Source organism: Thermococcus marinus (assembly GCF_055389025.1).
Genome location: NZ_AP042417.1, coordinates 1,540,570 through 1,555,072, shown reverse-complemented (window position 1 = coordinate 1,555,072; position 14,503 = coordinate 1,540,570). Strand labels below are relative to the sequence as shown.

Annotated in this window: 11 protein-coding genes; 7 read left to right on the top strand and 4 right to left on the bottom strand. The window is 52.8% G+C overall.

Annotation, left to right across the window (positions count from 1 at the left end; all coding sequences use genetic code 11):
- Positions 1-64 precede the first annotated feature (64 nt).
- Positions 65-1,324, top strand: coding sequence for an MFS transporter (locus tag ACZ5ER_RS08580; protein ID WP_050003528.1), 1,260 nt, complete (start codon positions 65-67; stop codon positions 1,322-1,324).
- On the opposite strand, the gene ACZ5ER_RS08575 is transcribed toward ACZ5ER_RS08580, so the two are convergent.
- Positions 1,317-1,832 (bottom strand): cob(I)yrinic acid a,c-diamide adenosyltransferase, encoded by a 516-nt coding sequence (locus ACZ5ER_RS08575; protein ID WP_464934236.1) that lies wholly within the window; start codon positions 1,830-1,832, stop codon positions 1,317-1,319. The genes ACZ5ER_RS08580 and ACZ5ER_RS08575 overlap by 8 nt on opposite strands.
- Before the next feature lie 154 nt (positions 1,833-1,986).
- Here ACZ5ER_RS08575 and ACZ5ER_RS08570 point away from each other — a divergent pair, with 154 nt between their 5' ends.
- Positions 1,987-6,216 (top strand): DUF4350 domain-containing protein, encoded by a 4,230-nt coding sequence (locus tag ACZ5ER_RS08570; RefSeq protein ID WP_464935171.1) that lies wholly within the window; start codon positions 1,987-1,989, stop codon positions 6,214-6,216.
- Positions 6,217-6,260: 44 nt separating this feature from the next.
- Here the strand turns inward: ACZ5ER_RS08570 and ACZ5ER_RS08565 are convergent, their stop codons facing one another.
- The 3 genes from ACZ5ER_RS08565 to ACZ5ER_RS08555 all read right to left on the bottom strand — a co-directional run bounded on the left by ACZ5ER_RS08565 (position 6,261) and on the right by ACZ5ER_RS08555 (position 9,772).
- On the bottom strand, positions 6,261-7,088 hold the full coding sequence (locus ACZ5ER_RS08565; RefSeq protein ID WP_050003525.1) for a translation initiation factor eIF-2B alpha/beta/delta subunit family protein: 828 nt from the start codon (positions 7,086-7,088) through the stop codon (positions 6,261-6,263).
- A 9-nt stretch (positions 7,089-7,097) separates the two neighbouring features.
- Complete coding sequence (locus tag ACZ5ER_RS08560) at positions 7,098-7,796, bottom strand: RAD55 family ATPase (RefSeq protein WP_050003524.1); 699 nt, start codon at positions 7,794-7,796, stop codon at positions 7,098-7,100.
- 125 nt (positions 7,797-7,921) lie between these two features.
- Positions 7,922-9,772: a prolyl oligopeptidase family serine peptidase gene (locus ACZ5ER_RS08555; protein ID WP_464935170.1), complete on the bottom strand. Its 1,851-nt coding sequence runs from the start codon at positions 9,770-9,772 to the stop codon at positions 7,922-7,924.
- Positions 9,773-9,866: 94 nt separating this feature from the next.
- Between ACZ5ER_RS08555 and ribD the strand changes: the two genes are divergently transcribed.
- From ribD to ribH, 5 genes are all read left to right on the top strand, one after another.
- Complete coding sequence (ribD, locus tag ACZ5ER_RS08550) at positions 9,867-10,949, top strand: bifunctional diaminohydroxyphosphoribosylaminopyrimidine deaminase/5-amino-6-(5-phosphoribosylamino)uracil reductase RibD (protein WP_464934235.1); 1,083 nt, start codon at positions 9,867-9,869, stop codon at positions 10,947-10,949.
- Positions 10,930-11,484, top strand: coding sequence for a riboflavin synthase (locus tag ACZ5ER_RS08545; protein WP_050003521.1), 555 nt, complete (start codon positions 10,930-10,932; stop codon positions 11,482-11,484). The genes ribD and ACZ5ER_RS08545 overlap by 20 nt, the downstream gene beginning before the upstream one ends.
- Before the next feature lie 186 nt (positions 11,485-11,670).
- The gene (locus ACZ5ER_RS08540; protein ID WP_464934234.1) at positions 11,671-12,741 is read left to right on the top strand and encodes a hypothetical protein; all 1,071 of its coding nucleotides are present in this window, start codon (positions 11,671-11,673) and stop codon (positions 12,739-12,741) included.
- A 60-nt stretch (positions 12,742-12,801) separates the two neighbouring features.
- On the top strand, positions 12,802-13,962 hold the full coding sequence (locus tag ACZ5ER_RS08535; RefSeq protein WP_464935169.1) for a bifunctional 3,4-dihydroxy-2-butanone-4-phosphate synthase/GTP cyclohydrolase II: 1,161 nt from the start codon (positions 12,802-12,804) through the stop codon (positions 13,960-13,962).
- Positions 13,963-13,980: 18 nt separating this feature from the next.
- Positions 13,981-14,445, top strand: coding sequence for a 6,7-dimethyl-8-ribityllumazine synthase (ribH, locus tag ACZ5ER_RS08530; protein ID WP_464934233.1), 465 nt, complete (start codon positions 13,981-13,983; stop codon positions 14,443-14,445).
- The last annotated feature ends 58 nt before the right edge of the window (positions 14,446-14,503 follow it).

The following is a 14,503-nucleotide window of genomic DNA, read 5'->3' as shown; positions in this document are numbered from 1 at the left end:
TTCTTTAATTCCTAATCACTTAATTCAACAATTATGCAAAAATGGGGACAGAGGAGGTGGTGCCGTGAGCCTCAACAGGAACTTCTGGCTCTTTGCCGTTGGAAGGTTCGTTTCCCAGCTCGGCTGGGCGGTGCAGGACGTTGCCCTACCGCTCTATGTCCTCGACAAGACCCACAGCGGTTCGATGATGACGCTCTTTATCCTCGCCGAGATAATTCCCTCCCTCATAGTCATGCCCTTCGCAGGTGTCGTCGGCGACAGGTATAATAGAAAGTGGCTCATGGTTGGATTTGACCTAATCCGGGGGATTCTCCTCTTCGGTGTCATAGCCTTCAACTTCCTCGGCATCTACCAGCTTTTGGCAGTTCAGGTGGTTATGGCGGTCTTGGGTTCGTTCTTCTCTGCCGGAACCGGGGCGATGTTTCCCGACTTGGTGGAGCCCGACGAGCTTGAGAAGGCAAACTCAACGGTGTCTTCTTTCACGATACTGGCCCGCCTCGTTGGACCGGCCCTCGGCGGTTTAATCTACGGAATCGGCGGGATAAAGCTTGCAATCCTGATAAACGCGGTCAGCTTCTTCGGTTCAGGCCTCTTTGAGATGCTAATCCGCTACGAGTGGAAGGCAAAGCCAATTGAGGGAATCGGTCAGGTCTTCAGCGACATAAAGGAAGGCGTCCGTTTCATCTTCGGGCACCATTACCTGAGGACGCTGATGACCTTCGCGATATTCATGGGCATCTTTGGGGCCCCCTTTGGAGCGGTTCTGCTCCCATACGCAATGAGGGAAGTCCTCAAGTTCACGAGCTTCCAGTTCGGCCTCATGGAGAGCTTCTTCATGGGCGGGGCACTGATTGGGAACATTCTCATAGCGGTGAAGTTCGGGAAGGGGGCAGGAAAGTTCCTGTTCGAGGCGATGCTCCTCAACGGCCTCGTGATGGTTCTGTTCATATGGTTGATATCCCCTCTTTCAAAGCTTGAACGGGAGGGAGCTTTCATTGTACTTACGGCCACCTCTGTAGTTTGGGGAGTAAGCGAGGCTTTCATAAGCATTCCAATTGACTCCAAAATCCAGCGGGCCGTTCCGAGCGAGGTTCGCGGCAGGGTCTTCTCGGCCTTGGGAATACTGACGAACATAGCGACGCCCCTCGGCCTCGTCCTCGTCGGCCCGCTCCTGAACGTTTACCCCGCGTGGCTCGTTACCCTCGGCCTCTGGATTGGAATGGGGGCCGTCGCCCTCTATTACTGGCTGAGATACCGCGAAATTCTGCTGATGGACGTTCGGGCTAAAGAAAGACTGAAAGAAGGAAAGGAGACGCTCACTTGACCTCCTTCAGCTTTCCTTCCTTCTTCTCTATCGCCCTCGCCATTATGAAGAGCAGGTCGCTGAGCCTGTTGAGGTATATTAGGGCGTTCTGGCCGAAACCGTAGTCGAGGACGAGTTTAGCCACTCTCCTCTCGGCTCTCCTTGTTATAGCTCTGCAGACGTCGAGCTTCGCACTCGCTATCGTTGAGCCGGGCAGGACGAAGGCGCGGAGCTGGACTTCCTCCTCATACCTGTGGATTAGCTCTTCAAGCCAGCGGACTTCCTCGTCTCCGACCTTGGCGTACTTCCCCCTGCTCGCAAGCTCGGCCATCAGGTCGTAGAGCTGAACCTGGATTTTCTCAAGGATTTCCGTCATCTCTTCCGGGACGTAGTGCTTAGCCTCCCCCAGAAAGCTGTCGAGCTCGTCTATGGTGCCGTTGGCTTCCATTACTGGTGAATACTTCGCCACGCGGTCGCCTGTGAAGAGACCTGTTAAACCTTTATCACCTGTCTTCGTTGTTATTGGCATACCAACACCCCCACGCTTGTTGTTTCCATAATCTCTCTTTTTAGCCTTTGTGAAAAATCAGACAATCAAAAACTGGGGAATATACTTCAGCTTGATTATGCATAGTGGAAAAACTTATTTATACATAGGCGCCGTTCTTTGTAGGGTGGTCACAATGAGACGATGTGGATTACTGTTAGTCGCCCTGCTGATGCTCAGTTTGGTGCCGAGCACCGCTTTCCAGGGAGTTTCAGCGGCAACGACGACAATTCAAATAGAGCCCACGGACGACGCGTATGTATATCAAAAATATCCTGACAGCAACTATGGCTCGTACTACAGCCTCTACGTTGGGACCTATAATGGTGCCAAGGAAAGAGCCTATCTCAAGTTTGACCTTTCAAACCTGCCAGAAAACGCTGTCATTGTCAGTGCGACTCTCCATGCTTACACGTACAAAGGTGCCAGCTCAACCCCTGTGAACATAAGCGTCTACGCTGTCAGCGATGACTCGTGGACTGAGGGCTCTATCACATGGAACACCAAGCCCCAGGAGGGTGCGCTTCTCGACAAAGACCTCATTGACACTGCTGGAAATCACTGGTCTGTCTGGGACGTAACGGACTTTGTCACGCAGGAGTTCAATGGTGACAAGATTGTCAGCTTTGTACTCATCTCTGACGCGGAGGGTAGTATCCCAGAAAGCATAGGTTACACGTCCAAAGATGACACGAAGTATCCCGATCATCACCCGTATCTTAAAATTGTCTACACCCTCCCCAAAAACGTTCAAATCTCCGGCATTGAGGTTCCACAGCTCGTCTGGAAGGGAGAAGAGACAGAGATTTTGGTAACAGTGAACAACTCCGACACAACTGACTATTCTGGCTTCACCCTGACTGTGTCCGTGGACGACAGTGTCATTTATGGGGACACGTCCTTCTCCATAAAAGCTGGCGAGAAAAAGACCCTAAGCATACCGTGGACTCCAGAGGAGCTGGGTGCCCATGAAATTGCTGTTACGCTAAAAGACGAGAACGGTGCGCTGTTATCCTCTAAGACGGTTCAGGTTGAGGCAGGTGCAAAAGTTTCAGTCCAGGAAATTCAGAGCGACACAACGGACGGAGATGCCTCTGTGTATTCAGGTATTATCGTGCAGACCGAGGGTGTAGTCACTGCCGTTGGATCAAAAGAGTTCGTGATTCAGAACGGAACTGGGCCGTGGAGTGGTATCTTTGTGTACCTGGGTAGCTCCCCGAATGTTGAGGTTGGAGACTACGTCAGAGTAACTGGTCGTGTGAAGGAGTATTACGGTTTAACTGAGATTAGTTCTATCTCATATACCGAGGGTGTTGTAGTAGAAGTAATTGACAAAGGCAAACAAGTTCCCGAACCGGTTCTTCTTCCGACCGGCAGTGTTTCCCAAGAAAAATGGGAGGGCGTGCTTGTTAGGGTCGAAAACGCTACTGTAAAAGATGTTAACTGGGAGTACCATTACTGGGCCGTTGACGATGGTTCAGGTGTTGCTTATGTTGACAACGACTTCTATAGTGATGTTCCTCTCCCCTCCGTTGGTCAGAGTTACAAGTACATTGTTGGCGTTGTGAAGTACTCCCACGACCAGTACAGAATTAACCCCCGCTGGGCTAGCGATATTTCTATGAAAGTACCAGAAATAATGAACATTGAAGTGCCACGCCACTATGTGGGAGAAGGGCTTATCAATATAACCGTCAGGAACAACTACGAAGTTCCCACCGACGTAACTCTTAAGGTTGCAGTGAATGGCGCTGAGATTTATGTGGGCGAATTGACCCTTGCCAGAAACGAAATCAGATATATACCTGTGGAGTGGACACCCGCTGAATCCGGAACTTATATCGTAAACGCCACCTTAATGGATCGCGGCGGTAATGTCTTTGACGTCAAGCTACTAAATGTCGAGGTCTCTTACGGGGTCGGTATCAAGTCCTATGAAATTCCAAGGGTCGTTCTCGTAGACGAGCCGGTGGAGTTCAACTTCACACTGTTCAACGACTATTCCACTGCAAAGACTGTGAACTTCACAGTTCTCGTCAACGGTGACCTACTATATTCAAACGACAGCATCGTCCTGGAGAGTGGTAAAGAGCTTAGCCTCAGTATCCCGTGGAAAGCACCCCGCTACGGTAACTACACGATAAACGTAAGCCTAAAGTACGGTGGCGTTGTTGTTGAGGAATTTGATCAGCAGGTTTACGCCCAGTACGGAATTTCTCCGAGTGGAGAGAGCACTATTGAACCCGTGGAAGATGCGTACAGTTATTACTACAATGGCGTTGACTTCAGCTGGAGGGACTATTATCTCTACAAGGGAACTCGCTATGAGCTTGCAATTGGTAACAGTTCGACTTATGCAAGGGAGAGAGTATACCTAAAATTCAACTTGAGCTCTATACCTGACATTGCCAATATCACGTCCGCAAAGCTCTGTGTCTATGCGTTTTACGTCAAATCTCCAATGGAAGTGGGAGCGTACGCTGTGAACAGTTCATGGAGTGAGAAACAAAAGCCCAGTGAGCCGCCCAAGCTCGGGGATTTAATCGATGTGGCAGTTATGGAGAAGGGCGGTGAATGGTACTGCTGGGATGTCACCGACTATTTAACGGAAATGCCAGAAAACGGAACGGTCAGCGTCGCCCTTAGAATAGTCAAAGAGGACCAGGATAACATTGCCTGGATAGCATCTAAAGAGAACCCAGAGAACAGGCCGTACCTCGACGTTACATACTCAATTCCAATGGAAATCAAGAACTTCGAGAACGTTACCGTTGCGGTCATTGGAGAGGCCAACGTTTCCTCTGAAAACGGAGTCATCAGTGTGGAACTGAATGGGGAGTCCTACACTTTCTCGACGTCTAGTGCGAACATCTTTGTTAACGTTGCAGGTTTCAATACCAAGGAACCATCACTATTGGCCTACTGGAAAGCCACTCTGATGGACTATTCATCGGAACTCGTGGGAGAATCAACTCGCCGTATGGACGGAAAACAAGTCCTCAAAACAACCACGACCAAGGTAACCGTCGACCTGGCTATGGCAAAGGACGGCTCTGCTGTCTTAGTGATTCCACTTCAGGGGGATGAAGTAGTAGGCGTTGGCGTAGTCAAAGATGGAGAAAACATGGTACTTCACGAAAATGCTATCGACGACGAAGTTGGCTACTATTATGTCACAAATGATCACTTGGTAGTAGTCCTTAAGAAGGATCCCATACAAGTCATTGTGACCCTGGAAAGTAAGGAAATCATAGAGATTCCCGCCTCAATCTCGACGTTGTACGGGGTTTCACTGTACTATTCCATGTACCTCCACAGGAACACGCCCTACCTCGAAGAGCTTTATGCGAACTTTACAAACTTCACGGCAGAACTCGAAAAGTACAACGCCATTCTTGATAACGTTCCAGTGGAGGAAATAACTGAGATGATGGCGCAGTATAAGGAAAACCTCAATAGCATCCCAGAGGACATCTATAACTTCTCCAAGTACAAAATCAGAGTATATCCAATATTTATTCATGCAAAACAGGCATTCAATCTGTACAACGAACTCGTAGAAAAGCTGGAGCTTTGGAACCCAGTGCTTATGGAGACACTAGAAGAGGCAAAGAAATCCGGAGGGCAAGTCCCAATAGTCGTTCCAAAGCCACCGAGCGAAATTTCAGTTCTTATAGATGCCTCTCACGGGCAGTACTACGTGAACACTAATGGCGTCACGTCCCTAGTTAGCAGAATACAAGAGGAACTTGGTTGGTCCGTTACAATTAACAGGAAATCCCCCATCACCTACGACTTGCTGAGCAAGTACACGGTCGTCATAATACTCGATCCGAGCGAGGACTACACCCCCCAGGAAGTTGCGGCCATCAAGCAGTACGTGGAGAACGGTGGCGGTCTGTTTATCGCTGGAGAGTGGTTCAAGTACAGCAACGTCGATAACTTCAACTCTATCGTTGGTGATTACGGCATCAGGTTCAACGCCGACGAGCTCATGGACGACGAGAAGAACAGCGGCAAGCCGTACTATCCGTTCGTTGGAATATACAACAAGGCTCACCCGGCCATGAAGTTCGTGCCCGATGACTGGACAATCTACTACAACGGCCAGACTCTCACGATAAGTGGCGCCGCGGTCTGGCTCATCAAGGGCTACGATACCAGCTACTCCGTTGATGCCGATGGAAACGTTGTCATGGCCAAGGGCACAAACCCGATACTAGCGGCCGCTGTGGAGGCTGGAAAGGGCAGAATAATCGCCTACGGTTCAAGCAAGGCCCTCAGTGACGATTACCGCCAGAAGTACATCAAGAGCAACTGGCCCTTCATCAAGGGAGCCCTGCTCTGGCTGGCCCACCAGGAGTGAGCCTTCACTTTTCCTTTCTGTTTTCTATTCATTTTCTGTGGGCTTTAGATGTCTCTTGGAGGCACCAGGATTCCAAGCTCCGTTATTATGCCCCTCACGTACTTCCAGGGAGTAACGTCGAAGAGAAAGTTCCTGACCCTGTGCCCCTGCCTCGCGTAGGGCCTCTCAAGGATTTCCACGTCTTTGCTGTTTAGTTCCGGGTGGAGCTTGAAGCTCTCTGCAGCGACGTAGAAGGGGACGCCCTTCTCGTGGCAGGCAAGTGCTAAAAGGTACGTACCCGCCTTGTTTATCACAGCGCCGTCGCGCGTCACGTTGTCCGCGCCGACGAGGGCAAGGGTGGCCCTCTCAGCGAAAAGCCCGAGCTGAGCGTCGGTTATGACTTCAAAAGGGATTCCCTCCTTCTCCAGGGCGTTTGCCAAGGCTATCCCCTCATAATCAGGGGCGCTCTCAGTGAGGATTACCCTGAAGGTCTTTCCCCGGGCCTTTGCCGTTCTGATGACTTCAAAGACTGCTGAAGAGAACGAGTGAGTTATAACAGTGTCTCCATCGTCTATTAGCTCGCTCCCTATGTTCCCGATTGCATTTTTTGCCTCGTCAACCAGTCTAAGGAACTCGTCTACCCTGGACTTTACAAGGAGGGGGTCACCCGTCACGGGAATGAAGCGCGAGAGGTTGTAGAGCGATGCCATTGTGGGATTTACCTGCGGGAGTTCCCTCCTGAGCTCTGCCAGCGCCTTCTTCAGCTCCTCCCCCTCAAGGAGTTCTGCGAGAATTCTAAACGCCTCAGCCCCCCGCCTGGCCATCCAGCTCGCGCCGCGTATCCTCTCGGCACGGAGTTCTTCAAGAACCTCCCGGACTTCTGGGGGAAGCATGTTAGACCCTCATGGTGCCGTTTTGTCGGGGTGAACTACCATGCCTCTCTCTGTTATATCGTATGGCCTTATGACGTTATCAAAGCCGCTTCCACGGAGTTTGGTGATTTTAATTGCCCTCTTGAGCTCCCCGTTGTGCTCAAAGAGCTTCATCTCGATGATGCCGCTCACGAGGTACTCCTCTATGTCCGTCCGTTCAAGCTCTGAGGTTATGATAACCGTTGTCCTGAGGCGCATCATGGTCTTGACAAAGCCGAGAAACGCCTTGCGGTACTCAAGCTCTTCCTTTGAGGCAAGCTTCAGCATTGTTATTGGGTCTACAACAACCCGCGAGTAATATCGGGTTCGGAACTGCTCCTTTATGGATTCGGTGAGCTTGTTGAGGTTTTTGGCGAAGGATTCAGAGAAGTCTTCAACCAGGACGTAGTGCTCGGTCGTGGGCGTCGCGTCTATGAGCATGAAGTTCTCGTGATACACATCAAAGCCCATCTTTCCGAAGTCCTCTCTTATATTCTCAGCAGGCTCCTCAAGGGTTATGAACATCACGTTCTCGCCGTTTGCAACCCCTGCCATGGCAAAGTGCATTGCCAGAGTCGTTTTTCCACTTCCAGGTGATCCCTTAACCAGGTACACCCTACCTGGGATTAATCCCCCATTGAGCATGATGTCAAGTCCAGGAACGCCTGTTGAAATTCTTCCCGCAGCCATAGTCACTCAGCCATATAATTTAGCGGCGTTCACAATTATAAGCTTATCTCTTAATTGCGGGTATCAGACACTTTAAAAAAACGTCCAAAAGTTATGAAAAAGTAACATTAAAAGCCTAGAAGGAATCAAGAGAGGGTCTTAAGCACGAATGCGAGCAAGTCTGTAAGTTCCCTCGCCCTCGTCTCCGGCGATGCGCCCATGTGCCCACTCTTGGTCTCGACGCGGAGGTAGACGGGCGCACCTATCTCCCTCAGCTTCATGAAGAACTTGAGAGCGTGTGCCGGGTGAACGCGGTCGTCGTGGAGGCCGGTGTAAATGAGCGTCGGAGGATACTTCTTCCTGGGGTCAACGTTGTGGTAGGGGCTGTACTTCAGAAGGAACTCCCTGTCCTTCGGGTCGTCGGGGTTTCCGTACTCTGGAATCCAGACGCTGCCTATGTAGAGCTTGTGGAAGCGCATCATGTCTATGACAGGGTAGCCTATCAGTGCCGCGTCCATGACGTCCGGCCGCTGGGTGAGCGTGGCTGAGACCAGAAGCCCGCCGTTGCTCCTGCCCCATGCCGCCACCTTATACCCTTCGGCCTTGAGCTTGCCGAGAACGGCTATGAAGTCGTCGAAGACGTTCTGCTTGTTCTCGCGCATTCCGGCGCGGTGCCACTCCTCACCATACTCCGAGCCGCCGCGCAGGTTTGCCATGGCGAAGGTTCCGCCGCGCTTTATGAATGGAATCGCCTGCGGGAAGAACCTTGGAGTCAGGGAGATGTTGAAGCCGCCGTAGCCGAAGACCCAGGCCCTTTTCTCGTCCCTCTCGCCCTTCACGAGGAAGTAGTGCACCCTCGTGCCGTCCTTGGAGACCGCGAAGTCCTCCTCGACCTTAAAGTTCCCCTCAACCTCCTGTCCCTCCACGAGCTTGAGCTCACCCTCGAACTCGTAGAGCCTGTAGGGAACGGTGAAGCTCTCGTACCTTAGGAGGGCCTTCTTCCCGTCGGCGTCGAGCGGGTAGACGCTGCCCGGAAGGTCAAACCTCACTTCGTCCAGCTTCTCCCCGTCAAGGGAGTAGACCTCAAGGCGGTGGCTCGCGTGGACGAGCCTGCCGGCGAGGATTTTTCCGTTCACGATTCCGGCCCACTCAAGAGGGAAGTCGCCCTCCGGGATTATCTCCTCGACTTTTCCGTCTTTCACTGCGATGAGCTTTCCGAGCCCCCTTCCCTCTCTCGTGAGGAGGTAGAGTGTGCCGTCAATGACATCGATGGGCTCAACCGGGACGTCTGCAGAGTAAACCTTTTCCCACTTCTCAGGCTCGTCTATCGGGCCGGCGTAAATTTCCGCGCTGTTCCAGCCGAAGGTAACGGTGAGGATTGCCCACTTTCCATCGGTGCTCTTTCCAAGCCCGAGGAAGTAGCCGGAACCGAGGCCCTCGCCGAAGACCACCTTCTCTCCGTCCCTGTCTTTCCAGAAGAGCCTCACAGCTGGAGCTTTGACGCCGTCGGGCGTTTCGCCGTGCCTGTAGAAGCGGGAGAAGTAATAGCCATCTTCGAGGAATGTGATGTTCCACACCGAAGGCCTGAACTCCTCAAGGATTTCGCCGGTTTCGAGATCTATGATCCGGGTTATGCCCTCGTCTGCCCCACCTATCGAGAAGCTGTAGGCGAGGAGCTTTCCTCTCTTGTCCGCCGTGAACCCCTGGAGGAGAACCTCGTCGTTGAGCTCCTTTTCGAGGGCCTTCGAGTCTACGATAACGTCTCCGCCGAGCCACCTGATGACCTGTCTATCTTTCTCTTTGTACATCGCGATTACGCCCTTCTCAGTGAGCCTCACGGAGTGGAGCGTTGGCATCGAGTAGTACTCCCAGACCTCCGGGAACAGCTCTTCGCTTAGCTCCCCAACGAACTCCCTAAAGCGCCTGTTCTCCTCTTCGACAAGCTTTAGAACTCGCTCATCGTTCAGGTTCTCCATCCATATGTACGGGTCTTCCATGAAAACCACCATCTAAACGTTGAAGCAGAAGGTAAAAAGGGTTTGTTCTAACTGTAGAACAAAATTTTAAAAATTTTGGAACGAATGTCCAGTCATGAACAGTGAAGATGAAAAGTTCATGCGGCTGGCGCTTGACCTGGCGAAGCGCGGTGAGGGCTGGGTAAACCCGAACCCCATGGTCGGCGCGGTCATCGTTAAGGACGGGAAGATAATCGGCGTCGGCTGGCACCGGCGCTTCGGCGAGAAGCACGCGGAGGTCAACGCCATAGAGGACGCCAAGAGAAAGGGGTACGACGTCAGGGGAGCTACTATGTACGTCACCCTTGAGCCCTGCTCGCACTGGGGCAAACAGCCCCCCTGCGCGGACAGGATAATCAAGGAAGGGTTCAAGCGCGTCGTCGTTGCGATGGTTGACCCGAACCCGCTCGTAGCTGGAAAGGGAATCGAAAAGATGTGGAAAGCTGGAATAGAGGTTGAGGTCGGCCTGCTCGAAGAGGAAGCCAGAAGGCTCAACGAGATTTTCATCAAGTACGTGACGAGCAAGATGCCCTTTGTTTCGATCAAGCTCGCCATGACCCTCGACGGCTTCATCGCGACGGAGACCAGCTCCTCGCAGTGGATAACGGGTGAGAAAGCGAGACAGAGAGTTCAGGAGCTCAGGAGGGGGCACATGGCTATAATGGTCGGCGCGGGGACGGTTCTGGCGGACAACCCGAGGCTCAACTGCAGGCTGAAGAACTGCCCTGAGAAGGTGAAGGTAATCCTCGACCGCTCCGGCAGGGTTGCCAATGCCATCAGGGAGGGCAAGAAGTTCAGGCTCTTTGAAGATGGCCGGGTAATCTTCTTCACGGAGAGGCCGGAGCTCTTCGAGGGTATCGCCGAGGCATATCCGATAACCGAGCCGGGAGAAATCCTGAGGAAACTTGGTGAACTCAGCATTGACAGTGTCCTGATTGAGGGTGGGAGGATAGCCTGCGGGTTCCTGCCCTTTGCGGACAAGTTCTACCTCTTTTACGGGCCCAAGCTCTTCGGGAACGGAATAAAGCCCTTTGAGTGTCTAAAAGTCCAAAAGGCCAGCGAGGCTCCGGTGGTGAGAATTGAGTCAATAGAGAGGCTTGGGGAGAGCTTCCTCGTAACGGCCTACCCCGGTGGTGGAGATGTTCAGCGGAATCGTTGAGGGAACAGGCAAAGCCCGCTACTCGGCGGGAAAGCTTTACGTAGAGCTCCCGTTCGAGGTAAAGCCAGGAGACAGTGTCGCGGTGAACGGGGCCTGTCTGACCGTTGTCGAGTTCGACGGAAAAACGGCCGTCTTCGATGTGGGCGAGGAGACCCTGAAGAGGACTAACCTGAGGGAGGCAAAGCTGGTGAACCTCGAGAGGGCCCTGAAGCTCGGCGATAGACTTGACGGCCACATAGTTACGGGCCACGTGGACGGGACGGTTCGCTTTATCACCGCGCGGAGGAGCGGGAACACGACCTGGATGGCATTTGAGATGCCCCGTGAGAGGTGGGGAATAGCTGAGAAGGGCTCGATAGCGCTTAACGGCGTTTCTCTAACCGTCGCGAGGGTCGAGGCGAACCGCTTCTGGGTTCAGGTAATCCCCTACACGCTCGAGATGACGAACCTTGGCCACCTGAGGCCCGGGGACAGGGTGAACTACGAGATTGACGTTTTAGCGAGGTACGTTAGGAGAGCCCTAATGTGGAGGTAAAAGGGACCGCAATGGATTATATGTCCCAGAGGAGTTTAACAAAATTTCTTAACAGAAAGTTTAAATATTAAGAGTTTGTCTATTATTGATGGTAGTAGTGTACGAAGACTGGAGGTTGTGAGTATGGCAAAGAAAGGGAGACCAACCCTTATTTTTTTGCTCTTACTTCTTATCGTAGCAGGTGCAGTGGCCTTTTCTGATACCAACGGCAAAAAGCCGGAAAGACCGGATGAGGCTATTTCCGCAACGGCCAACGGCGACCTTCTCGTCTTCTCGGCGGAGAGGCTCGATAACACCGGTTACTCGGTTGAAGTGCTCGCCTGCTCGCTCAGGGATCAAGAGGTTACCTTCAGTGCCGAAGTTCCGGAGTGGATTGACTCAAAGGTTGCCTTCTACATCCTCTACCCCAACGCGGACTACCTGGGACTCAGGTGGGAAGGCATAAGGGAGCGGGTTCTCAATGTGAGCCGCGACCTCGGCCTCCATCTTGGAAAGGTGGAGTTCCTCAAACCCGCCCTCGGAAGGGTCCGCCACTCCGCCGGGAGGTTCACTTACTCGGCCAAGCTGAAGGCAGGCCAGTGCACCGTCCTCTCATTCAAGGGAGCCTTCAAAGAAATGCCGAAAAAGGTCTATCTGAGGAACGGAAAGGTCCTGGAGCTTCCCTCGGCGTCACTCTCGGGAGGGGAAGAATGGCTCCTCACACTGACCGTCCCCGACGGTTTTAATGCCTGGAACGCATCCATCATGGTTCCCAAGAGGCTCGGGAGGAGCGAGGAGTTCTTGCGCAGGTGCACGGAATATCGCGAGAATCTCATCTCGCTCGTGGGGAAGAGGGTAACCACTATGGAAGAGCTCGCCCAGATGGACGTTCCCGAGGAGCCCCAGCCCCCGGAGGACTACTGTGCCGAGCTCAGGGCGAACGGGAGCGACGTCTACTCCACCAGGCTCCTCGGAAATTCATGCCTCTACAGCGACGGCAGCTACTACGGCTTTGACTACTCTGGCAAAGGGGGGAGGGTGATTTCTGTAAGCTTCAACTCCACGGGCTGCAAACCTGCTGTGTGGGTGGCCTTTACAGGGAGGCTGAACATGTTCTCCCGGGGCGTTGCTGCAGAGGACGTCTGGGAGGGAAAACACGTTAGGTCCCTCTTCGGCGTTTTCGGAAACATCTCGGTCCACAACGACGATGGCGATGGTCCGCTAATGCCAGACTTTGAGGGCTTCCTCGTCCTGGACCTCGTCGTCCAGCCCGGGTGATTTTTCCATTTTTGGAACAAATTTTTAAAAATAATGTTCCTCTTATAGAACCTGATGCCTATGAACCTGGGAGAACTTAGAAAGGCCGTTCTCGATGGAAAGCCTGTGGTTCTCATCGACGACAGAAGGGAGTTCGAGGCCGATTTGATTTATCCAGCCGAGATAGCCTCAGCCGAGGTAGTGAACTTCATGCTCTCGGCCAAGGGCCTGCTGTGCCTCACGATGGACATGGAGGAGGCCCTAAAGAAGGGCTTCTTCCGCCTGCCGAGCAAGGAGGGCGAGACGAACTTTCTCGTTCCAGTTGACTACAGGGAAACCTTTACGGGCATAACTGCTGAGGAGAGAGCTTTAACCGCTAAAAAGCTCGCCGAAGGGTTGAGTGTTGAGCACTTCCGCTATCCGGGACACCTGCACCTTCTCGGCGGAATTGGACTCAACAGGCGCCGCGGCCACACCGAGAGCTCGCTCGAACTCATGGAGTTCCTCGGCTTCAAGCGCTACGCCCTGATCGTCGAGCTCCTCGACGAAAAGGGCGACTCCCACAACCGCGAGTACGCGCTGGCTTTTGCTGAGAAGCACGGCCTACCCGTTATCACGACGGACGACGTCTGGAAGGAGTTCGTGAGGAGGAAGCAGCTGATGAGGATCTACGCGAACGCGAGGCTCCCAACAAAATACGGCGAGTTCAGGATAATTGCCTTCGATAATGAGCTGGACTTCAAGGAGCACGTGGCGATAGTAAAGGAGCCGTACGGCGACGTTCCGCTCGTCAGGGTGCACTCGAAGTGCCTGACCGGGGACACGCTTACTTCGCTCAAGTGCGACTGCGGAAGTCAATTGGCAAATTCACTTAGAATGATAGCCCGGGAAGGCGGGATACTGCTCTACATGGACCAGGAGGGCAGGGGAATAGGTCTGAAGGAGAAGATCAAGGCCTACGAACTTCAGGACAAGGGGCTCGATACCGTTGAGGCTAACGAGGCGCTTGGGTACAAGGCTGATGAAAGAACCTATGAAGCGGCCTTCCAGATGCTCCGCGCCCTTGGAGTTTCGAGGATAAGGCTCATAACCAACAACCCTGCAAAGGTAAAAGCCCTGGAGGAGTTTGGAATAGAGGTTGTCGAGATAGTCCCTGCTCCACCAGAGGTAACCGAGCACAACAGACCGTACCTGAAGGTTAAGGCCGAGAAGCTCGGTCACAAGCTCCCGTTTGAAGTTTAGTGTTTAGGAGGTGTGCCTATGGAGGTAAGAACGATTGAAGGTGGCTTTATTGGAACCGGCCTCAAAATGGGCGTGGTAGTTGCCCGCTTCAACGACCTCCTCACTGAGGAACTGCTTAAGGGTGCGCTCGACTGCTTCGAGAGGCATGGGGTCGAGGAAGTTGAGGTTGTCAAGGTCCCTGGCTCCTTTGAGATTCCACTGGTGGCAAAGAAGATGGCCGAAAGCGGCAGGTACGACGCGATTTTAGCTCTGGGGGCGGTCGTAAGAGGAGAAACCAAGCACTTCGACCTGGTTGCTAACGAAGTCGCCAAAGGCGTTGCTAAGGTCTCCCTCGATACCGGCGTTCCGGTCATCTTTGGTATCATAACCGTCGAGGACGAACTGCAGGGCTTCAACAGGGCCGGAGTGAAGAGCAACAAGGGCTTCGAGTACGCTATGGCCGCTTTAGAGATGGCAAACCTGATGAAAAAGCTAGAGCGTTGATTGAATTTCTCATTACTTCACTTGACAAGACTACCTTGTTTTTCTACCCTTTGAGGAT